The organism is Amphritea sp., from assembly GCF_016744155.1.
Classification (GTDB): domain Bacteria; phylum Pseudomonadota; class Gammaproteobacteria; order Pseudomonadales; family Balneatricaceae; genus Amphritea.
The window spans coordinates 54,775-75,067 of record NZ_JADGEW010000005.1 but is presented as its reverse complement, the minus strand read 5'-3'; the positions used below and the strand labels follow the sequence as shown (position 1 = coordinate 75,067).

Annotated in this window: 23 protein-coding genes; 10 read left to right on the top strand and 13 right to left on the bottom strand. The window is 45.9% G+C overall.

Features of this window, described 5'->3' with window-relative positions; genetic code table 11:
- Window positions 1-19 precede the first annotated feature (19 nt).
- On the bottom strand, window positions 20-604 hold the full coding sequence (locus QZZ54_RS06220) for an aminodeoxychorismate/anthranilate synthase component II (RefSeq protein ID WP_290700349.1): 585 nt from the start codon (window positions 602-604) through the stop codon (window positions 20-22).
- Window positions 605-1,136: 532 nt separating this feature from the next.
- Here QZZ54_RS06220 and QZZ54_RS06215 point away from each other — a divergent pair.
- From QZZ54_RS06215 to QZZ54_RS06185, 7 genes are all read left to right on the top strand, one after another.
- Window positions 1,137-1,601, top strand: a complete 465-nt coding sequence (locus QZZ54_RS06215; protein ID WP_290700346.1) for a YHS domain-containing (seleno)protein — start codon at window positions 1,137-1,139, stop codon at window positions 1,599-1,601.
- Between the two features lie 42 nt (window positions 1,602-1,643).
- On the top strand, window positions 1,644-2,153 hold the full coding sequence (locus tag QZZ54_RS06210) for a hypothetical protein (protein WP_290700343.1): 510 nt from the start codon (window positions 1,644-1,646) through the stop codon (window positions 2,151-2,153).
- An 83-nt stretch (window positions 2,154-2,236) separates the two neighbouring features.
- On the top strand, window positions 2,237-3,085 hold the full coding sequence (locus tag QZZ54_RS06205) for a hypothetical protein (RefSeq protein ID WP_290700340.1): 849 nt from the start codon (window positions 2,237-2,239) through the stop codon (window positions 3,083-3,085).
- 11 nt (window positions 3,086-3,096) lie between these two features.
- The gene (locus QZZ54_RS06200) at window positions 3,097-4,005 is read left to right on the top strand and encodes a cyanophycin synthetase (protein WP_290700338.1); all 909 of its coding nucleotides are present in this window, start codon (window positions 3,097-3,099) and stop codon (window positions 4,003-4,005) included.
- Window positions 4,005-5,363, top strand: coding sequence for a hypothetical protein (locus QZZ54_RS06195; RefSeq protein ID WP_290700336.1), 1,359 nt, complete (start codon window positions 4,005-4,007; stop codon window positions 5,361-5,363). The genes QZZ54_RS06200 and QZZ54_RS06195 overlap by 1 nt, the downstream gene beginning before the upstream one ends.
- Window position 5,364: 1 nt before the next feature.
- Complete coding sequence (locus QZZ54_RS06190; RefSeq protein WP_290700334.1) at window positions 5,365-5,925, top strand: DinB family protein; 561 nt, start codon at window positions 5,365-5,367, stop codon at window positions 5,923-5,925.
- An 18-nt stretch (window positions 5,926-5,943) separates the two neighbouring features.
- On the top strand, window positions 5,944-6,792 hold the full coding sequence (locus QZZ54_RS06185; RefSeq protein WP_290700331.1) for an NRDE family protein: 849 nt from the start codon (window positions 5,944-5,946) through the stop codon (window positions 6,790-6,792).
- Between the two features lie 33 nt (window positions 6,793-6,825).
- On the opposite strand, the gene folX is transcribed toward QZZ54_RS06185, so the two are convergent.
- Complete coding sequence (gene folX, locus QZZ54_RS06180; RefSeq protein WP_290700328.1) at window positions 6,826-7,203, bottom strand: dihydroneopterin triphosphate 2'-epimerase; 378 nt, start codon at window positions 7,201-7,203, stop codon at window positions 6,826-6,828.
- 160 nt (window positions 7,204-7,363) lie between these two features.
- Between folX and QZZ54_RS06175 the strand changes: the two genes are divergently transcribed.
- The 3 genes from QZZ54_RS06175 to QZZ54_RS06165 all read left to right on the top strand — a co-directional run bounded on the left by QZZ54_RS06175 (window position 7,364) and on the right by QZZ54_RS06165 (window position 9,188).
- Window positions 7,364-8,086, top strand: coding sequence for an NAD(P)-binding oxidoreductase (locus QZZ54_RS06175; RefSeq protein WP_290700325.1), 723 nt, complete (start codon window positions 7,364-7,366; stop codon window positions 8,084-8,086).
- 120 nt (window positions 8,087-8,206) lie between these two features.
- Window positions 8,207-8,758, top strand: a complete 552-nt coding sequence (locus tag QZZ54_RS06170) for a VF530 family DNA-binding protein (RefSeq protein ID WP_290700322.1) — start codon at window positions 8,207-8,209, stop codon at window positions 8,756-8,758.
- Between the two features lie 16 nt (window positions 8,759-8,774).
- Window positions 8,775-9,188, top strand: coding sequence for a group II truncated hemoglobin (locus QZZ54_RS06165; protein ID WP_290700319.1), 414 nt, complete (start codon window positions 8,775-8,777; stop codon window positions 9,186-9,188).
- Between the two features lie 33 nt (window positions 9,189-9,221).
- Here the strand turns inward: QZZ54_RS06165 and QZZ54_RS06160 are convergent, their stop codons facing one another.
- From QZZ54_RS06160 to QZZ54_RS06110, 11 genes are read right to left on the bottom strand one after another with little or no spacing between them, the layout of a single operon-like run.
- The gene (locus QZZ54_RS06160; RefSeq protein WP_290700316.1) at window positions 9,222-9,974 is read right to left on the bottom strand and encodes an adenosylcobinamide-GDP ribazoletransferase; all 753 of its coding nucleotides are present in this window, start codon (window positions 9,972-9,974) and stop codon (window positions 9,222-9,224) included.
- Window positions 9,971-10,543 (bottom strand): histidine phosphatase family protein, encoded by a 573-nt coding sequence (locus QZZ54_RS06155; RefSeq protein WP_290700314.1) that lies wholly within the window; start codon window positions 10,541-10,543, stop codon window positions 9,971-9,973. The genes QZZ54_RS06160 and QZZ54_RS06155 overlap by 4 nt, the downstream gene beginning before the upstream one ends.
- Window position 10,544: 1 nt before the next feature.
- Entirely contained in the window at window positions 10,545-11,669 is a 1,125-nt protein-coding gene (gene cobT, locus QZZ54_RS06150; protein WP_290700312.1) for a nicotinate-nucleotide--dimethylbenzimidazole phosphoribosyltransferase, read from the bottom strand.
- 41 nt (window positions 11,670-11,710) lie between these two features.
- On the bottom strand, window positions 11,711-12,232 hold the full coding sequence (cobU, locus tag QZZ54_RS06145) for a bifunctional adenosylcobinamide kinase/adenosylcobinamide-phosphate guanylyltransferase (RefSeq protein WP_290700310.1): 522 nt from the start codon (window positions 12,230-12,232) through the stop codon (window positions 11,711-11,713).
- Complete coding sequence (locus QZZ54_RS06140; RefSeq protein ID WP_366645212.1) at window positions 12,229-13,713, bottom strand: cobyric acid synthase; 1,485 nt, start codon at window positions 13,711-13,713, stop codon at window positions 12,229-12,231. Before QZZ54_RS06140 ends, cobU begins: the two co-directional genes overlap by 4 nt.
- Before the next feature lie 5 nt (window positions 13,714-13,718).
- Window positions 13,719-14,756: a threonine-phosphate decarboxylase CobD gene (gene cobD, locus QZZ54_RS06135; RefSeq protein ID WP_290700304.1), complete on the bottom strand. Its 1,038-nt coding sequence runs from the start codon at window positions 14,754-14,756 to the stop codon at window positions 13,719-13,721.
- Window positions 14,753-15,793, bottom strand: coding sequence for a CobD/CbiB family cobalamin biosynthesis protein (locus tag QZZ54_RS06130; protein ID WP_290700300.1), 1,041 nt, complete (start codon window positions 15,791-15,793; stop codon window positions 14,753-14,755). Before QZZ54_RS06130 ends, cobD begins: the two co-directional genes overlap by 4 nt.
- The gene (locus tag QZZ54_RS06125; RefSeq protein WP_290700297.1) at window positions 15,790-17,154 is read right to left on the bottom strand and encodes a cobyrinate a,c-diamide synthase; all 1,365 of its coding nucleotides are present in this window, start codon (window positions 17,152-17,154) and stop codon (window positions 15,790-15,792) included. Before QZZ54_RS06125 ends, QZZ54_RS06130 begins: the two co-directional genes overlap by 4 nt.
- Window positions 17,151-17,792 carry a cob(I)yrinic acid a,c-diamide adenosyltransferase gene (gene cobO / locus QZZ54_RS06120; RefSeq protein WP_290700295.1) on the bottom strand — a complete coding sequence of 214 codons (642 nt, stop codon included), beginning with the start codon at window positions 17,790-17,792 and terminating at the stop codon, window positions 17,151-17,153. Before cobO ends, QZZ54_RS06125 begins: the two co-directional genes overlap by 4 nt.
- Window positions 17,789-18,367 carry a hypothetical protein gene (locus QZZ54_RS06115; protein ID WP_290700292.1) on the bottom strand — a complete coding sequence of 193 codons (579 nt, stop codon included), beginning with the start codon at window positions 18,365-18,367 and terminating at the stop codon, window positions 17,789-17,791. Before QZZ54_RS06115 ends, cobO begins: the two co-directional genes overlap by 4 nt.
- Window positions 18,368-18,388: 21 nt before the next feature.
- Entirely contained in the window at window positions 18,389-20,212 is a 1,824-nt protein-coding gene (locus tag QZZ54_RS06110) for a TonB-dependent receptor (protein WP_290700289.1), read from the bottom strand.
- Window positions 20,213-20,293 lie beyond the last annotated feature (81 nt).

Sequence of the window (20,293 nt, the reverse complement as noted above, 5' to 3'; positions counted from 1 at the left end):
TGATTACCTGCTTCAATAATTATTTTTTACGCTTAATAAAATTAGCCAAAAGATCATGACCCTGTTGAGTCAGGATAGATTCCGGGTGAAACTGAACACCTTCGATATCCAGCTCTTTATGTCGCACACCCATGATCTCATCAATTGAGCCGTCTTCGGTCTGAGTCCAGGCGGTCATTTCAAGGCAATCCGGCAGCGTCTCTTTATCAATCACCAGTGAGTGATAACGGGTGACAGACACTGGATTTTCCAGCCCTTCAAAAACACCGGTATTATTGTGATAAACCGGTGAGACTTTACCGTGCATGACTTGGCGGGCACGGACAATTTTTCCGCCGAATGCCTGCCCCATACTCTGATGGCCAAGACAGATGCCAAAGATCGGTAATTTGCCGGCAAAGTGATCAATCGCAGCAACAGAGATACCCGCTTCATTCGGGGTACAGGGGCCTGGCGAGATAACCAGTTGCTCCGGATTCAGCGCTTCGATCTGCTCAATTGTGATCTCATCATTACGATGGACCTGAACATCAGCACCTAACTCTCCCAGATACTGTACGACGTTATAAGTAAACGAGTCGTAGTTATCTATCATTAACAACATATTGGACCGACCTGTTGGATTCAGAACATTAAACGAAATAGCCGGTAATATTACCGCAAGCGTGGGCAGGATCATATATCGAGAAAAAGCCTTAACGAAATAATATTATTAATGGGCCTAAAAATAAGTCCTGATGGAGCTCTCATCCCCTTTCTCAGGGTTAATTTCTGAGAAAACTCGCAACCAAGGGAGAGCTTTACGTGATGTGTAAACCTTATAATAAGTAATCACGCAGAACATATTATTTCCCTGCGGTCTCATAGATCTGCAGATCTCGAACAGGATTTGTTCGCAGGTTCCGTCACAATGAGCTGTTTATGACTATTATATATTCGACTAAGATTCTTAGTTTGCTAACCTAAACATCAGATATTTAGTCATTTTTCACCCGGTGTTTCAGTTTAATTTCATGTTAGCTGGATATAGTGAGCTCAAATAAAGCGCACAACTAATCAGGCATCTGCAAAGCCGGTCAGTTTCATAAATAGAAAGAATGTATAGCGCGATTAACTAAGAACAAGGGTAGCTAGAAATGAATACCATCGTTAACCAAAAAAACGCGTTTGGCTCACTGCTTACACTCCTGCTGGTGATGTTTTCTTTCCAGGCTCAGGCGAAGGATCCAATATATACATCCTTCTTTAGTGATGTCGCTGTTTCAGGCTATGACACTGTCGCCTATTTCACTGACAGTAAAGCCACCAAAGGCAGCAGTAAATATACAACCGAATATCAGGGCGCTCGTTGGCAGTTCAAGAATGCTGACAATCTGGCGGCCTTTAAGGCAACTCCTGAAAAGTACGCACCTCAGTATGGCGGTTATTGCGCCTGGGCCGTTGCCAATAATGATACCGCTTCTGGTGATCCGCAGCAGTGGACCATTGAAGACGGCAAGCTTTACCTAAACTATGACGCCAGCATTCAGGCCAAATGGCTGAAAGACAAACCCAACCTGATTGAACAAGCTGACAACAACTGGCCTGCGGTTATCCGATAAGCCGACAACCTGTTACTCACAAATTATCTTTAAGGATTTGCCATGAAATCTCGAATCATCTCTATCGCCAGCTGGGTTATCATTCTCTGGATCACAAAAGTGTTCTTAAGTTCATTGCCCTATAAGTTCACCGGCCATCCGGATACCCAACATATTTTCGCCACTATCGGCGGTTGGATGAGCAATACAATTTCTACGGGACTGGGTAACTGGTTCACTCAATACGGCGCATACGCTGTTGGCTCTGCCGAACTGATTGTTTCTCTAATTCTGTTGTCGCCAGTATTTTTCTTCATTCTTAAAAAGCTAAATCTGATTAGCAAAACGCCTGATCGAGAAGTTATTCACAGCATTGGTGGTGTTATGGCGTCATCGGTTATGTTGGGGGCCGTCTTTTTCCATCTGGCAACACCATTAGGAATAGTCGTACTGCATAACGGACAGAGTGATAACGGCTCGCTATTCTTTGCAGCGGTATCAATTCTAATTCTAGGTATTACAATGGCTCTGGTTAACTTTACCCACTGGCGCTCACTGAAATCTGCCAGCTGAACAGAGTTACTTAAAAGTAGCCATTTTAAATTAAATACCGGTCCACTGGTCATACATTACTTGCTGAGAACTAACGGGCTTTTATGATTATTCGAATAGTACTAGTAATTTCATACATTGCTTCCTGCATCAGGTTGGGAGCTAAGCCTTGGCGCTACTTTCAGCTCAATGCTGACTATTTCAATAAAGCGAAAGGGCTCTATTCCAAGCAGGATATAAATGACCTGATTCCAGAAAAGTGGCGCTTATCTCAGTGGATAGATAAGCAGGCTACAGAGGCTACAGACAGCCTGAACATTACAGCTGAGTCTTATCCTCTTTTTGTGAAGCCTGAATGGGGACAAAACTCGCAAGGCATACTACGAGCTGATAATGCGGAAGAGTTAACCAATATACGCGCTCAGCGTGATACCAAACAGCCGATGCAGTATCTGATTCAGGAAGCGGCAAAAGGAAAGATTGAGTTTGAAATTTTTGCCATTCCCTGTGACCTGTCAGCTGATCGTCACAGCATGCTATCGGTGACTCAAGTAATCAATCACAGCGCTGATGATTACCCGATAAATGGTATCTACAACCAACAAACCGAGTATATGGATATCACCCCGACGCTGAGCCAGGAACAACTTGATCAGCTCTGGGGTTATATCAAAGCGATAGGCCGCTTCAGAATATCTCGGGTAGGCGTACGCGCTGATTCAGTAGAACAACTGATCGCCGGTGATTTTAAAGTGATTGAGATCAACCTGTTCCTGCCAATGCCATTGGTATTATTGACCTCAAACACCAGCACTCGTAACAAGTACAAAACCGCTCTGAAATGCACTTGGTTATTGGCTAAAAACACTAAAACGTTGCCAAGTATTAAAAAAGAACCGGTTATATTTTTTAAAAAGCTCGCTTTTATCCGGCGCACCAACCGTACTGATTAAGGACACATTTGATGCAAGCAATTAAAAAAGCGGTCTACAGCTGGATCAGCCAGAAGTATATGAATGGCTGTAGCAGCTATAACAACCTTGAAGTCAGAAAGAGTTGTCGCTCTAAAGAGCAAGCGCGGGCCGTGTTTGATCAGGGTAATGTTCCCCACGCTAAAGGGCTGATTTTTTTTAACCCATTCAAAGCCCACAGTTTTGCTAAGGAATACGGTTTTCCACTGGTAATTAAGCCTAACGTGAGCGGCTATTCCCGGGGCAGTTACTTTCCGATCAATAATTACCGCGAACTGTGGAAAGCGATCTTCCTGGCTAAGATCTGGTGGCCGACAACGGTAGTAGAGCAGTATTTGAAGGGCTGCAACTATCGGGTTGTAGCCATTAAAGGTGAGTTGATGTCTGTCATCGAACGTTACCCACCAACGGTAACCGGCGATGGCACACAAAGCATCAGCGCGCTGATTGATGAAGAGAATGCGGTACGCACAGCGATGAAGCTGTATCCGACTATCTACCCGATTCAGAAGAATGAACAGACGATTAACTTTCTGAAAAAGCAGAACCTTAGCATGGACTCTGTCCCCGCTGCGGGTGATGTAATCACCCTGTTCTACCGTATATCACTGGCACCTGGCGGTACTGTCAGAACAGTGGAAAAAAGTACTATTCCTGAAGACAACAAGCAGCTATTTCTCGATGTTCTGGAAATGTTCGACGCTAACATTCTGGGTATCGACGTCATTTTTGAAAAAGGGATAGAGCATTCATATAAAGATCAAAAGTGTATCTTTCTCGAGGTTAACTCCCGCCCTTATCTGAAGATGCATGACTATCCACGCTTTGGTGAAAAAGAGGACTTAGCACCTTATTTTCAAAAGCTTGATCAACTCGACATCAGTAACGCAGATACCTACTGATGAACAGTATCGCGCGTAACTTCTTCCAGTTTGCCGGGGCACACTCCCTGCTAATCGGCCTGTTGCCGTTCTTTATACCGGTGCTACTGTTACAGCGGGGTAACTCGATAGAGGCTATCGCGCTGTTTATCGCATTAACCGGCCTGAGTTTTATTTTTTCACTCAAACTCTGGGAAAAGGTCTATCAAAAAGCGAACTGGCGCCTAATTACCGCAACCTCTTTTATGACAGAGATCAGCCTGGTCACAGCACTGCTGTATACGGACGGCATCCTGTTACTGGTTGTAGCGGCGCTGCTGAATGGCGCATACAACTGTTTCTACTGGACCACCCAGCGGGTGTTATTCAGCACCATGACCTCCGCCCCTGTTCAGCCATCCGACACTGAAACCCACGAGCAGCCATCAGCAAACCATCAAACCGGCCGCCACTTTGGTAACTTCCAGATCGTCGTCGTAATATTGTTGAAGCTGGGCATTCTTATTAGCGCATTCTTGCTCGGAGCCGGGTACGAATTTCAATTACTGATACTCAGCACCGCTATTTCTGTCAGCGCTATGCTGTGGTTTTTACGTGCAAGTAATAATGCAACGTTCGCGACAATCAACGGGACATTAAGCAGGTCACTCAGCAGCAAAAATGGCTTAACGGCATCTGATACAACAGACCGTAATTATCAGAGCACAGGCAACTGTCAGTCTATTTTTAAATTCAAAGATAAACATAACTCAGCGGTCGTCTTTTATCTCGACGGCGTATTTCTGTTTCTGGAAAGCTATTTCTGGATCATCTCCCTGTATTACATCACCCAGGAAAACATTAAACAGCTAGGCCTTATCGTCGTGCTACTGACGGTGCTCTTGTCGGTTATATTCTTCCTACTGAAGAACCGAATTGATGCGATAGACCGTAACAAAGTCTATGTCGTTGCCGTAGTCTTCTATGCTGTTTCCTGGTTGCTGCGCAGCATGCTGGATACCAGCCTGCCTGACTACTGGGTCTACCCAGCGATTTTGGTCATCGCCTTCCTGACCACCTTCTTCCGGTTAAGCTTTAACAAACGTTTCTTCGACAACGCCCGCCAGCTTCGCCCGCTCAATTACCTACTGGCGAAAAGCTATCTGTCACAAACCGGTATCGTGATTTTTTTCAGTCTGATCGCCCTGCTAGCATCTTACTTTGAAGATGTTCAATCAGCGCTGGCATCAACCTACCTGATACTCACGCCTATCGCATTGATATACTTGGTCTACAGCGTACCTAAAGAAGCGGAAAACAGATCAACCACTGAAGAAAACACCATTAGCTCAGTAACAGCACCCACCCAGAATTTACAGTTTAGTAAAACGGAAAATTAGCATGGATAAAATGATCAGCAGTACTGTGAATATCCTGGATCAACTGCAGGATTTTATCAGCGGCCTTGATGCTGCAACCTATCAGGCAAGCCACAAGCCGCTGTTTGACAGCAGCATTGGTCAACACCTGCGCCATATCCTCGATATGTTTCAGGCCCTGATTCAGAACAGCGATGCGCCGGTAATTAACTACGACGTTCGCCAGCGTGGTATCCCACTGGAAACCATACAGCAGGAAGGCATTGATGCATTACAAAGTGTGCGTCAGTGGCTGACCAGCTTAGATGCTGCTGACCTTCAGCGTAGCGTTTCAATACTCACTGAAGTGGATATTGATGAAGAGTTCAGCGTTCAGTTCACATCGTCTTTTGGCCGAGAACTGGCATTTGCGTCAACCCATGCGATCCATCATCTGGCGCTCATGGCCACTATCGCAAAAGTGTTAGGCTGCCAGGTTAATGCTCAGTACGGCACAGCTCCCGCTACCGCCACTTATCTGCGTTCTTTAGCTGCAGAAGCGGAAACTTCTGCACAATCTGAACAGTCCGCACAGCCGGCATAAGCGCTAAGGAATTGCCGTATGTGCACAGTAAGCTGGTTAGTGGATACCGATGGTTATCAGTTATTCTTCAATCGTGATGAACAACGCAGTCGCAGCCGAGCGCTGGCACCCCAAGCGTTTAAGAAACAAGACAGCAAAGTATTAATGCCGGTCGACCCCGATGGTGGTGGCAGCTGGATCTCGGTGAATGACCATGGCCTGAGCTTGTGTCTGCTGAACTTCTATCAAGGAAAGATGCCAGTAGGCGTATTAAAAAGCCGTGGGCAGTTACTCAAGTCTCTATCGGACTTATCAACACAACCTGAAATCGCTACTGAACTGAGTAAAATAAATCTACACCAGTACGCCCCATTCACCCTGCTAACATTGGCATTAGATCAACAGCCCCAGGGCTTTCAATGGGATGGTAAGACACTGGAAACACTCAGCATTAAAAGTCCGATGACATCCTCATCGGTTGCCTTTGATTCTGTATATACAGCCCGTCATAACAACTTCGCCTTATTAGGCCAAGCACCGGATGCCGATCAATTGCTGGCTTTCCATCAAAGCCATCAGCCTTTTAATCAGACAGGCAAGCATAGCCTGTCGGATAAATATCAGCGCGAAGAAAATGGCCTGACAATTCAGGGAGAACTGTCGGTTTGCATGCACCGGGATGATGCGAAGACCGTCAGTTTCAGCCACATCCAGGTGACCGAGAAAAAAGCTACCTTTAGCTATCTGGATGGATCACCCTGTACACACCAGATAACAAGTATTGAGGCACTAAGAGAGACCGCAAACCAAAGCTGCCTGCACCGGGCACAAACCAGCTTTAACCCGATCACATCTAATCAGCAAGAGGCCGTCAGCCTAGAGCTCTGATCTCCTCTGTAGCTATATACGCGTTGCTATACCTCAGTGATCCTGGCAGCAGTGTTTTTCTAAGGTCAGTGATACCGAGTCGGCAAATCGCAAAGCGTGAGGTTTATCAATCGTCACACTCGCAAAGCTGACCCAGGGATGCGCAGTGGCAATATCCAGTACATCGCCTACCAACTTTTCCAGTAGTAAAAAGTGCCCTTCCTCTACGTGCTGGATAATCTCTTTACACACCACTTTATAGTTCAGCGCCTTCTCCACATCATCGGAAATAGCCGCTTTCTCAGCCGGGTAGTGAATCTCGATGTTAATCACCACATCTTGCAGCTTTTCCCGTTCTTCCGGGTTAAACCCAATATACGTACGCAGACGAAGATTAGTGATACGGATTATGGCATTACTGACACTCGGCATTGGCAGTCCTTTTATGTTTTTGTGGCTCAGTTATTTTTGTAGTTTATCAGAAGAAGCCGTCAGAACATCGCTTACAATAAAAGCATATCGGACGGTCATCAAACTCGTGCATAATACTTTAAATGAGATTCATTCAAATTAGCTTTATCGGGATAACCGTATGACAACCCTCGTAGTAGGTGCAAGTGGCGAAACCGGTCGATTGCTAGTTGAACAACTACTTAATCGAGGTGAGTCGGTAAGAGTTATCGTCCGTTCAGACGCTAACCTGCCAGAGACTATCAAAAACCATACTGGCCTGAGCATCACTCAGGCCAGTATCACAGAGATGAGCGATACCGCTTTAGCTGAATTGGTAGCGGGCTGTGATGCGGTAGCCTCCTGCCTGGGGCATACTTTGAGCTTCAAGGGAGTCTATGGACAGCCCCGCCGGCTGGTGACCGATACCGTCCGTCGAATCTGCACTGTCATACAAAAAAACGCCTCAGAACAACCCGTTAAGTATGTGCTGATGAATACCACAGGCAATAAAAACCAGGATCTTAGTGAGCACACCTCTTTTCGTCACAACGCGGTGATTGGACTGTTACGTTTATTGCTCCCACCCCATGTGGATAACGAAAAAGCGGCCGATTTTCTGCGAACTAAGATTGGTCAGAATAACCCTGCAATCGAGTGGGTCGCTGTCCGCCCCGATGGGTTAATTGATAACCCCGACGTAAGCGAATACGATCTGCACCCATCTCCAACGCGAGACCCCATATTTGATTCAGGACAGACCAGTCGGATCAATGTTGCTCACTTTATGGCTGAGCTGATGACTAATACTGAGACATGGGCACCCTGGAAAGGACAGATGCCTGTGATCTATAATCGCAACTAAACTTTTAATGATGAGATCGGTTCCAATCGACACTCTGCTATATTTTGTATGTGCAGTGACAGGTATGATGGCGCATCGTACACTTTATTAGATTTTCTAGACCTTTTTCCGGACATGACTATGAATGATGAGATCAATTACAAAAACAACCCGCTACATGGCCTGGGTTTAAAGGAACTATTGACTCAAATAGTCGACCATTACGGTTTTGAAATTCTTTACGCCTATCTGAATATCAACTGTTTTAAGACCAACCCCAGCATAGAGTCCAGTGTGAAATTCCTGAAGAAAACCGATTGGGCGCGGGAAAAGGTAGAGCAGTTCTACCTATATAAATTTAAAAACCTGCCACGAGTTTCATCCGAGCAGTTTGCGCTGTCACCCAGAGATCGCGTTATGCCTGAGGGACAAACCCCACGAGACCCGGTTGAGCTAAGCCTTGAAGATGCCGAAGTAGAGCGCGAGCAGAAAGCTAAGAAAGCCTCTGAATTCAACAAGAACAATCGAAGCAATTCAGGCAAAAGCTATGGTGCGAAACGCGGTGGTTATTCCAGCAGACAGGAAGACGCCCGTGATAAACAAGATCGTTGGAAGTCTGAACGCAAAACATCCGACTCTCAAAGCACTTCATCTGACAACGATGATGATCCATGGGCGAAGTGGAAGAAATAAGGCCACTGACCTATTTATGAATACCCCCAGCAACAGATACGGCGAAGGCGACAACTCCTATAAAGCAGCTGGCGAACTGGCCGGCCTGACGCTACTGGTCAACGACTTCTACGACATTATGGATGATATTCCGGAATCTAAACGAATCCGGGATATGCACCCTAGCGACCTGAGTGAATCCAGAAAGAAGCTAATCTATTTCCTGTCAGGCTGGCTCGGCGGCCCAAGACGCTACGCTGAAACCTTCGGCCCTATCAGTATTCCCGCCTCACACAGCCACCTGGACATCGGCCATAGCGAGAGCGACGCCTGGATACTCTGCATGCAAAAAGCAGTCGACCTGCAACCGTATGACGAATCTTTCAAAGAATATCTGATCACCCAGCTACGGGTGCCAGCAGAAAGAATAAGAATGGTCTGTAACCGCTGATAGGTAATGACCGTCTAATTCCCTGCTTCTATTTCAAGTTGAAAAAGTACTGCCAGCAACGGTAAGTAAGGTCACTTCCAGTAATTCAATTAAGGCTCCTGCCGTATCACCGGTAGTACCTTTTAAGCGCGATAACATCATTTTACGCGCGATCCAAAATACAATGACCACTGCCAATAACCATAGAAGACTTATCCACCCCAGCACTACTATTCCTACCAGACCCATACAATAAATACGCTGTCGCGGCATATTAACTATCATAGAGGAGGCGATTCCTTGCGGTCTCACATAAGGCGTACCAGCCAACAAAACAATAGCTCCCAGCCGGGCAAATAGTGGAGCGATCAATAGCGGCAATAAAGTAACTGTTTCCAGTAACGTTATGAGCGCTGACCACTTCAACAAGAGCAATAACACCAATGCCAGAACACCTATCGCCCCAGCGCAAGGATCTTTCATGATACGCAGCGTGCGTTCAGGATCGCCTAATCCGCCCATCCACCCATCAGCACTGTCAGCTAAACCATCGAGGTGTAAGCCTCCCGTAAGCACCACCCAGCCAATCAATACTAAGGATGCCTGCAGATACAGTGATTGATCGTTAAGCAGCCAGCTAAGTGCACACAAAACACCACCAATCACAGCACCCGCAAGCGGGTAGTAGAGTAGTGAGTGCGCCTGTATACGTGAATCTGGATACATTCGTAAGCGAATAGGCAGCTGCGTCAAAAACTGCATGGCCACACACAGAGCTTGCCACTGTTCAGAGATAAAAAACTTCATGCCCGCTGCCACATAAGCCGGTGTAGTTCACCATGTTTAGCCTCAACACCAAACATGTCAGATGCAGGCCTATTCTTATTCAAACAAGTCAGCGCTTTAATTACACCTCCATGTGTAATCAAAAGCACTTTGTTATTTTCACTGGCCAGCCTAGTATTTAGAAAGATCTGTAAGCGTTGAAAGAACTCAGTTATCAGCTCCCCTTCGGGGGGAGGAAACTGTTCTGGCGAGTGCCAAAAGCCTGCTAATTCATCTGCCCATTGCAACATAATGCCTGCGGCGGTCATGCCATCCCACAGACCAAAATCGTATTCTTGAATTAATGAATCCGTGCATAGGAATACTGTATCTGACTCTTGTGATCCAACCCAACGTTCAGCAAACGCCTTACAACGGACTAACGGAGAAGTAATTACAACATCGTAATCCGCAATATTGATAGCTTGCATAGCGCTTTCCATTTGCCACCATCCATGGTCGGTTAACTCGGCATCAGTACGCCCCAGATAACACTGACCTTTTACCGTCTCTCCGTGTCTCAATGCATCGATAGTAAGTGGCTGCTTCATCTTACTTTGCTACTTCGTCAGTCGTGACTGTTGAAGAAGACACCGCCGCTTCTGCAAATGTAGACATTTCATGATGTAAAGAACAGGCGAGTCTGATAAGCGGTACAGCAATAGCAGCACCACTTCCTTCCCCTAAACGAAACTCTAGATTCAATAGCGGCTGCTGCTTAGCAAAGCCGTCCAGTAATAACAGATAACCGGGTTCAGCTGAACTGTGAGCTAAGATGAACCAGTCAGACACCCTAGGATTAATACGACACGCTACCAAGGCCGCTACTGTACAGATAAAACCATCAACAACAGCAGGCACGCCTTCTTGCGCACAAGCAAGATAAGCGCCGGTAAGGGCCGCAATTTCAAAACCACCTAATAGCTGTAACGCAATTAACGGATCTTTTTCGCTATTATCCAAAGTCTTTTCATGTAGTTTTAGGGCCTGAGCAATAATCATTGCTTTACGCGAAACACCTTTAGCATCTAATCCTGTACCAGGCCCTGCTAGCTTTTCAGGGGAGGTATTCAGCAGCACCGAGGCGATTGCAGTAGCCGATGTGGTATTGGCTATCCCCATTTCTCCGGCAAGAAATAGATCAAGTTTCTGCCCTTGTGCTAGCTGTTTTTCTATCGACGTTAATACTGCCTGGCGTCCAACATTTACCGCTTGCGCAAGCTGGGTTTCAGTCATAGCAGGCCGACGTAGAAAACTGGCAGTCTGCGGAGCAATGGCACAATTAACAACATTAGCCAGCCCTTCGGTGGGCGACACTGTACCCAAGTTATAAACAGTCATAGGAGCATTCAAGAAACGTGCTGCTACACAAATGGCTGCACCGCCATGGGAAAAGTTTTTAACCATTTCAGCAGTGACCGATTGGGGAAATACCGACACCCCCTCTTCTGCAATACCGTGATCGGCTGCAAAGATAGCGATGGAAATATTGTCAGCTGTAGGAAATAAAACGCCCTGCATAGCAGCCAGACGGATGGCCAAGTTTTCTAATTTACCCAAAGAGCCCGCCGGTTTAGTGAGCTGCTTTTGATGCTCAACAGCCGCATACATCGTCATCATATCTAACGGTTTAATAGAGGAGCTTAACCACGCGATCGATGGGATATGACTATTCATGTACTGCGCCTGCCTTTCGATTGAATGCATTATAATTTGTATTAATGATCACTAGACATAGGTTTAATAACGACGGGAATTCCCGCTACCATCAAAACAACCTGGTCTGCCAACGCCGCAACTTCCTGGTGCAACCAACCAGCCTCATCACAATAACGACGTGTTAGTTCACCCATAGGCACGACTCCCATACCGGTTTCATTACTCACCAATATAATGTCGCCTTTTGCGTTATTTAAAGCATCAAGCAACTGCTGTTTATAGCCTGCTATGTTTTTATCTGCACAGAGTAAATTTGTAAGCCAGAGCGTTAAACAGTCTATTAACAAACAGTTATGTGAATAACTTTCATTATTAATAACATTGCTTATTTCTAATGGTTCTTCAAAAGTTGGCCACTCACCCGGGCGCTGCTGTTTATGCTGCTCTATGCGCCCTTGCATCTCATCATCATAGGCTTGTGCCGTTGCTATATAGATAACATCTGAGTCATTATTTTTAGCTAGGCTTTCTGCATAACTGCTTTTTCCTGAGCGCGCGCCGCCAATAATAAAATAGATCATTCAGCACTCTCCCGAACAATAGGAGCATCTAATAAACGGTAAATAGCCTTCATATCCAAATGCGTTTCAATCGAGTCAGCTAACCTATCAAGATCTCTATCTTTACGGTCGCGATAGTCAAAATCAGCGGCCGTTTTGAGTCCTGCCCATTGCAATACTTGATTCACAACACCTGATGATTCAAATAAACCATGTAAATAAGTTCCAGCAATTTGACCATCGCTCGAAATTGCACCTTCAGCTGTATCATCTGAAAGACGTATCATTGGTGCTGACAGCGCATCACCGGTTGAAATACCACAATGGATTTCATAACCAGCAACCGCGATAGCCTCTTTACCATCAAGACTAAAAGTACCAATTTGATTGGATAACTTTTTTTCTGGATAAAGACGAGTATCCATTGTTAGTAAGGCTAACCCTTCGGAGCAACCCGCCACCCCTTCAATCCCATGGGGGTCGTCAATTGAATGACCCAGCATTTGGAAGCCGCCACATACGCCTAACACTTTCCCACCATAACGAAGGTGCTTATTGATTTGAGTATCCCAACCTTGCTTTCGTAGCCATTCCAAATCACTTCGCACCGATTTTGAACCTGGCAAAATGATAAGGTCAGCCGCAGGTATTAGCTGCTCAGGCCCAACGTAGGTTAGCTTAATGGATGGATGCAAACGTAAAGGATCAAAATCGGTATGGTTGCTAATATGAGGGAGCACCGGGACAACCACATGCAGTGCTTGTTCTGAATACTCAGGTTGCTGGAATGCAACAGCATCTTCAGCTTCAAGGTGAAATCCATGTAAATAAGGAAGGACGCCCAGCACAGGTTTGCCCGTGTATTCCTCTAACCAATCCAGCCCCGACTGTAATAGTGCAATATCACCCCGGAAGCGGTTAATTACAAAACCTTTAACCCGGGCTTGCTCAGATTCTGATAACAGCGCTAAGGTGCCAACAATATGTGCAAACACGCCACCCTTATCGATATCAGCAATGATTATGACCGGACAATCCTCCCGCTCAGCAAAACCCATGTTGGCAATATCATTTTCACGTAAGTTAATTTCAGCGGGAGAGCCTGCCCCTTCCACAATGACATAGTCGTATACAGAACGCAGTCGTTGATGCGATAACTCAACGGCATTCCAGGCCACTTGTTTATAATCGTGATAAACGGTTGCTTCCATATTACTCAGAGGCCTTCCATGAATAATGACCTGTGCGCCGGTATCACTGTTAGGCTTTAACAAGACAGGATTCATATCAGTGTGCGGCGCTAAGCCACACGCATATGCCTGTACGGCCTGAGCACGGCCAACCTCTCCGCCATCGGCAGTGACCGCACTATTTAAAGCCATATTCTGAGGTTTAAAAGGCGCGACCGATAAGGCCTTACGCCATAACACACGGCATAACCCTGCCACTAAAGTGCTTTTACCGGCATCAGAGGTTGTCCCCTGTACCATCAATGTACCAATGCTTTTCATCTTTTTAACTCACTTAGCGCCTGTTCAAGCTGCCGCCATGCCATCTCATTTTTGGGTAGCCCTAAACGAAATGCCTGTAGATGTTCAAAATTACGAATAAGAATGCCGCGCTCTGCAAAGTACTGATAAGCACAAAAAGCAGCTTGCCTCTGAGTAGTCGAAAGTTGCACGGTGCAAAAAAGAGGTGTTGATACAAATTCAAACTCATATTTAGCTAATAGATCACAGAGTCGCCGGCTATCCTGTACCAGACGCTGTCGCATCAATAACTGCCAATTATCATCTTGCAGCGCAACGGCTCCCGCCCAGCGAGCCACGCTCGATACAGACCAGGTTGTTAGTTGTTCTGCTAATACTGATAACAAAGCCGGTTCAGTCCACACAAAACCTAAGCGAATACCAGCTAAACCAAAAAACTTACCCACAGAGCGCAACACGATCAGCCCATGTACAGAATCTTGAGTAATCATTGATAACTCATCACTTTCAGGAAAAGCATCAATGAATGCTTCATCAATAATCAGCCAGCCGCTATTCTGCTGAAGTATCTTTAACCAACACATCAACTGAGTTTGATGTGGAAACTCTGCTGTCGGATTATTTGGACGAATAACAATCACTACATCCAAATGCGCAATCTGAGCGCCTAACGCCTCAACACTAAGCTCTTGAACATCGTGCCCATGGCGCCTCCAGTGGTGAGCATATTCAGCATACGCGGGGGATAAGATCCCAACGCGTGAATGAGACCTCAAACTTGGCAGAGCCTCAATCGCCGCCTGACTGCCAGCCACCGCAAGTAGGTGCGATGAACCATAATAGGTAGCCGCGACGTTCAAAAGGTTGTCACCTGCGTCTGGTAATTTCTGCCACACGTCTTGAGGGACTGTTGGTAACGGATAACTATGCGGATTAATACCGGTAGAAAGGTCAACCCAGCTCTCAATAGGAATACCAAACTGCTGCGACGCCTCGTGCAAACGCCCGCCATGAAACGGTGATTTAAGGTTACTAATTCGCTTAGTTATCGTCATAGCATTCCTCCATTATTGAGGAAGAAAAACCATAAAAGCTCGGCACTACTGATCAAAAAAATCCAGAGTATTAAACTACGTGATACCAGCCGCATGGCCCGTTGTATGTCAGCCGCTTTGGGAAGCGCTCCAGTGCCCAGCAAAGGCTTATCATGCCAAATACCCTGATAACGCGTAGGGCCTCCCAACAATATTCCCAGGCCACCTGCCCCCGCTGCAATAACAGGCCCGCCATTGGGGCTAGCATGCGCAGACGCTTGTTTTTTCCAGCACATCAGGGCATTAGTATAATTAGATAAAATGGCATAACTTAACGCTGTGCAGCGTGCGGGGAAATAATTAAGTAGGTCATCTAGTTTTGCAGCAGCCCAGCCAAAATGGCAATAACGCTCAGTACGATACCCCCACATAGCATCTAAGGTGTTCACTAAACGATAAAAGATAGCTCCCGCCCCCCCGGCAATCACAAACCAAAAAATAGCGCCAAAAATAGCATCACTGCCATTTTCTAAAACAGACTCAATTGCTGAAACTTCGATATTAAGCGCGTCAGGATCACGACTTACTATCATCGCTGTATGGTGGCGCGCGCTTGCATCATCTAGGCGAAATAGAGCGTCGGCAATAGGTTGAATGTGATCCCATAAACTACGATGGCCGATTGCAAGGTACAAGAGGAGTGCATTTAACAGACTATATACGCCAAATGATTCCCACATCTCAGGTAGCCAATAATGCAGGATAAGCGGAAGGGGTAAACACACAAGAGCAACGGCCACCGCACCCAATAACTTAAGCTTTACTGCAGACCGTTTCATTACCGATGCATCTATTAACAACTCAGCTGAAGGCTCTACTAAAAGCTCAATTGAATCAGGCCCATGCGAGTGCAGCTTTTGTGAGTTAACTTTTTGTAAGTTAAATACGCGCTCCACTTTTTTCGCGATCCAACCAAAACCAATGAGAGGATGCCAGCGTTTAGGCTCCCCTGCTAACCAGTCGATTAGTACGCCTAGTATGATGGTTGCGCTGATCATTCAGGCTTAAAAAGAGCAGTACAAGCATCCACTGCTGATGGGAAATAGTGATGAATGTAACTAGCGTATAGGTTTCCTTTTCTATACACCGCTTCAGATGTTCGCGCATAGTTAGGGCACAAGCCCTGATAGTCCGCTATTTCGTCTGTTTCAAAAGAGGAGTGGTGGTAGGTATGCCCGCGGATTGTACCTTCTGGTAAAGCTACGCTTTGCATAGCCAAGGCGGTTAATCGAGGCTGCATTGTCACCTTACCTGTAAGAAGCCCCAACATGGATTCAGTGTTTCCAGTTAGATCAGTGAGTGACTCAGCGAGATAGAGCATGCCGCCACACTCAGCAACAAGAGGTTTATTCGCATTAACATGCGCTTTAATGGCCCTTTTCATTGCATCATTAGCTGCAAGCTTTTGCGCAAACAACTCGGGATAACCACCCGGTAGATAGACACTATCCACATCCGGCAAAGCCTGATCCTGCAACGGCGAAAAGAACACCACTTGAGCACCTAACTGTTTTAGCAAGGTGATGTTCGCTGGATAGACAAACGAAAATGCTTCATCTTTTGCGATACCAATACGAACGCCAGCCAAAGTAGGACTTAACTCACGTAGCAAATCATCCTTGTTATTAGTGGCGTCTGTAGGCAGTGGATTAGCTTCAAAGCATACCGCAGGTGGCAGCTCACTTGCCCCTGTTGCTGAAATCATTTTTGCAGCTGTATTCAGACGCTCATCAAGATCATTAATTTCATTGCTTTGCAGTAGACCTAAGTGCCTGCTTGGAAGCTCAACACCTTTAGAGCGTTTGATGCCACCATACCAATGAATAGACTCTGGCAAACTATCACGTAGTATTTCGGCATGCCGATCACTGCCAAGGCGGTTCGCTAATACACCAGAAAACGGCAAGTCATCTTGATATGTCGCTAAGCCATGAGCAATAGCGGCGAAGGTTTGCGCCATTGCAGAACCATCGATGACAGCCAATACAGGTACATCAAACAAGCGGGCTAAATCGGCGCCTGAAGGTTCGCCATCGAATAACCCCATGACACCCTCAATCAATATCAGGTCAGCACGCTTTGCTGCATCATGTAACAAAGCACGGCTTTGGACCTCGCCTACCATCCACAAATCTAATGCATTAACAGGTTCGCCCGAGGCAATTTCCAAAATCATAGGATCAAGAAAATCAGGCCCTGTTTTAAAAACAATTACTTTACGCCCAGCATTACGATGCAGCCGCGCTAATGCTGCCGTCACTGTGGTCTTTCCTTGGCCTGATGCGGGTGCGCTAATAAATAACGCAGGGCATGAAATAGCATCGTTCGAAGGTGAGAACTTAAGTAATTGATCACTCACAGTTCAACACCTTTTTGCGCCTTAATACCCGCCTGATAAGCATGTTTTACAACCTGCATTTCGGTTACCGTATCTGCAATATCTATTAATGCTGGCGGGGCACCACGGCCAGTAATAACCACATGCTGATTCACAGGACGGCTTTCAACTGCCTTAATAACCACCTGCAAATCAACATACTTATATTTAAGCGCAATGTTCAACTCATCGAGCACAACCAAAGAAACATTCTCATCATTGAGGAGTTCTTCAGATTGCTTCCATGCTTTAGTTGCAGCGGCAATATCACGTTCTTTATCTTGTGTTTCCCAGGTGAATCCTTCACCCATCACGTAATACTGTACTTCGGGGAAGCGTCTGAAAAATGCTTCTTCGCCTGTACTGAAAGCGCCTTTAATGAATTGCACAACACCAACCTGCATATTGTGACCTAACGCCCGCGCGACCATACCAAAGGCAGAACTACTCTTACCTTTACCGTTACCAGTATGAACAAGGCATACACCGCGGTCCTGATCAGCACGAGCGATAGATTGATCTATCACCTCTTTTTTACGTTTCATACGTGCCTGATAACGCATTTCTCGTTGTTGCTCTTCAGACTGCTCAGATGAGCCTGGCAAGTTTTTATCACTCATAGCGTTTCAGTTCCGGAGTGACGAGTACGGTTAAACCAGCTCAAGAACAAGTGTGCAGCAATAGCACAACCTACATAGAAAAAGACCGCTTCAAATTGCGAAGGCGAGTATTTAATTAAACGATTAACCATTTCAGCCATAGTCGGATCAGAATATCGGCCAGAGTAAAAGTAAAAGCTGCCACTGGAGATAAGCTGACAGACAGCAGTACCAACCATCAAACTACTGAAAAGCGTTAGTAAACTACTCCAGCGTTCCTGGTGATGCTTCGCATACCAACGCCCTGCCCACCACATCGACGCATAAGCTGGGACAAGCATAATATAAGTAGGTGTTACGCAAAACGAGCTAACACCACCAAAAGTGATCGCAGCTAAATCAAGACAAAACGCTTCCAGAATCAGCAACGGAAAAGCCCACAAAGGTTTAAGGTAAATACCTGCCAAGAAAAAAACAGCCCAGGAAGCACTCGGCAAATGCTCGATAGATGCGAAGTGATGGCCACGGGTAATCGCCATCAATAAAATCAAAAATGTACCGATCATCAACTGTGACCGTTGTGAAATATTCATCATGGCAAGTATCTCTTGTTCACGTTATTGAGGCTGATAAGCCAGTGTAAATAAGGCGGTTAAGCCAGACTGGTTATAACCGCTAACTGTTTGGTACTGTTTTTCTAGTAAGTTTCCAAGCTTTGTCCGCACTTGCCATGCAGCGGCTAACTGATAAGCAGCACGCAGATCTACAGTCCCGAAGCCTTCTAAAGAGTCGGTATTACTGTCGTTGGTGTAACGGCGACCTTCAGCATGTAATGTTGCACCTAACGCCAGCGCACCAAAGTCACGGTCGATATTTATATTCGCGATTCTATCGGCGCGACGCTTTAAGCGATTACCTTTATTTACACCTGAACGGTTTTCAGGATCAATGAAAGAGACATTTCCATTTAAAGACCACTGCTGCCATTGATAATCAGCACTGAGTTCCAGACCACGGATGCGGGCTGAATTAATATTGCTAGGTTTCCATGTATAAGAACCAGGAGCAATCGGTGCCCAGGCAATCATATTTTCAAAGGATGTTTGGTAAATCGAAGTCTGCCAGTTAACCCCTTTGCGCTTCCCTTTTAGACTGAGTTCATATGTATCAGACTCTTCTGGTATCAACTCAGTATTGCCACTACCCGGGTAATACAGATCATTGAAAGAAGGGGCTTTAAAAGCCGTGCCGTATGACGCGATAACATTAACATTATCGTTAAGTGGAATACCCCAGGCGAATCCGCCTGTCGTATGTGAGCCAAATTGCTCGTTATCATCAACACGTACACTGAATTGCAAATCAGACGTGCCCAGTGCTAATTGATATTGGGCAAAACCTGCCCAGTTACTGCGCTCAGTCTCAGCATAAGTATTGTTCGAATCAACCTGATCTTTGAGGTAATCCAAACCAAAAATAAGCTGATTATCATCACTGACAAGCACATCATTTTGAAGACTAAAAGAATCACGTATTGTTTCAAAACGGCTTTTGAAAACGTTACCGGTAAATGATGTGCTTTGGTTCAGACTACGACCTGCCGACAGGTCAACAAGCCAGCTGTCAGACACAACAATTGTGCCACTAGCAGCTAGCACCTTAATTAGCTTATCGCCACGATCGGGACTTGTTGCGTAAGTACCATCAAACTCGTTTGCGGAATCGGTGATGGTGAAAAGCCCTTCAAGTTCATGACCACCATCAAAGCGCTGCCCTACTCTCAGCAGCAAACCCTTATTATAGTAACCGTCATCGTCGTCATCACCCGAGGTTTTCGCATCAAATCCCTCAGTGTCAATACCTGATGCTGCTACATTGAACCAACGGTTCTGATCCCCACCCTGTAAACCAATTTTTGCTATTGAGGTACTGTCTGATCCTGCTGAAATAGTAAAGGAAGGTGTAAGCTTACCAGCACCACGTCGAGTGAAAATTTGAATAACACCACCGGCAGCATCAGAACCATACAAAGAGGAACGTGGGCCACGAACAATTTCGATACGGTCAACCTGACTAAGGTTAAGCTCCTGAACATTTACTTGCCCTTGCGTAGCTGAGCCGATACGGATGCCATCAATCAAAATCAACAGATCTTTAGTTGATGTGCCGCGTAGGTAAACACTACTCGCTTTACCAATACCACCACTGTTGGTGATCACGACACCTGGCGTTTTCTGCAATATATCAGCCACAGTAATTGCCTGTGAACGTTCAATATCTTTTCGTGTAATCAAGGTAACTGAAGCCAACGTTTCATCTACCGACTGAGCAGTACGAGAAGCAGTTACAAATACTTTATTGAGGGTCGTTGTTTGCTGAGCTACAACCAAAGAGGAATAACAACACGCCGCTGCTAGAATGGCGCTGGATAATTTTTTCATGAGTCAGATGGTGTCCTGTACGTGCCCGCCGCACGTCAATTAGATTAACGGCACTAACAAGCAGGAATGAACAGAAACACG

Coding starts and splice junctions, on each gene's coding strand:
- QZZ54_RS06195 (WP_290700336.1), top strand. CDS start 4,005: ATGAACAGTATCGCGCGTAACTTCTTCCAGTTTGCCGGGGCACACTCC.
- cobO (WP_290700295.1), bottom strand. CDS start 17,792: ATGAGTGATAAAAACTTGCCAGGCTCATCTGAGCAGTCTGAAGAGCAA.
- QZZ54_RS06165 (WP_290700319.1), top strand. CDS start 8,775: ATGAATACCCCCAGCAACAGATACGGCGAAGGCGACAACTCCTATAAA.
- QZZ54_RS06175 (WP_290700325.1), top strand. CDS start 7,364: ATGACAACCCTCGTAGTAGGTGCAAGTGGCGAAACCGGTCGATTGCTA.
- QZZ54_RS06190 (WP_290700334.1), top strand. CDS start 5,365: ATGGATAAAATGATCAGCAGTACTGTGAATATCCTGGATCAACTGCAG.
- QZZ54_RS06110 (WP_290700289.1), bottom strand. CDS start 20,212: ATGAAAAAATTATCCAGCGCCATTCTAGCAGCGGCGTGTTGTTATTCC.
- QZZ54_RS06155 (WP_290700314.1), bottom strand. CDS start 10,543: ATGAAGCAGCCACTTACTATCGATGCATTGAGACACGGAGAGACGGTA.
- cobU (WP_290700310.1), bottom strand. CDS start 12,232: ATGATCTATTTTATTATTGGCGGCGCGCGCTCAGGAAAAAGCAGTTAT.
- cobT (WP_290700312.1), bottom strand. CDS start 11,669: ATGAATAGTCATATCCCATCGATCGCGTGGTTAAGCTCCTCTATTAAA.
- QZZ54_RS06160 (WP_290700316.1), bottom strand. CDS start 9,974: ATGAAGTTTTTTATCTCTGAACAGTGGCAAGCTCTGTGTGTGGCCATG.
- QZZ54_RS06210 (WP_290700343.1), top strand. CDS start 1,644: ATGAAATCTCGAATCATCTCTATCGCCAGCTGGGTTATCATTCTCTGG.
- QZZ54_RS06215 (WP_290700346.1), top strand. CDS start 1,137: ATGAATACCATCGTTAACCAAAAAAACGCGTTTGGCTCACTGCTTACA.
- cobD (WP_290700304.1), bottom strand. CDS start 14,756: ATGACGATAACTAAGCGAATTAGTAACCTTAAATCACCGTTTCATGGC.
- QZZ54_RS06115 (WP_290700292.1), bottom strand. CDS start 18,367: ATGATGAATATTTCACAACGGTCACAGTTGATGATCGGTACATTTTTG.
- QZZ54_RS06200 (WP_290700338.1), top strand. CDS start 3,097: ATGCAAGCAATTAAAAAAGCGGTCTACAGCTGGATCAGCCAGAAGTAT.
- QZZ54_RS06170 (WP_290700322.1), top strand. CDS start 8,207: ATGAATGATGAGATCAATTACAAAAACAACCCGCTACATGGCCTGGGT.
- QZZ54_RS06130 (WP_290700300.1), bottom strand. CDS start 15,793: ATGATCAGCGCAACCATCATACTAGGCGTACTAATCGACTGGTTAGCA.
- QZZ54_RS06185 (WP_290700331.1), top strand. CDS start 5,944: ATGTGCACAGTAAGCTGGTTAGTGGATACCGATGGTTATCAGTTATTC.
- QZZ54_RS06205 (WP_290700340.1), top strand. CDS start 2,237: ATGATTATTCGAATAGTACTAGTAATTTCATACATTGCTTCCTGCATC.
- folX (WP_290700328.1), bottom strand. CDS start 7,203: ATGCCGAGTGTCAGTAATGCCATAATCCGTATCACTAATCTTCGTCTG.
- QZZ54_RS06220 (WP_290700349.1), bottom strand. CDS start 604: ATGTTGTTAATGATAGATAACTACGACTCGTTTACTTATAACGTCGTA.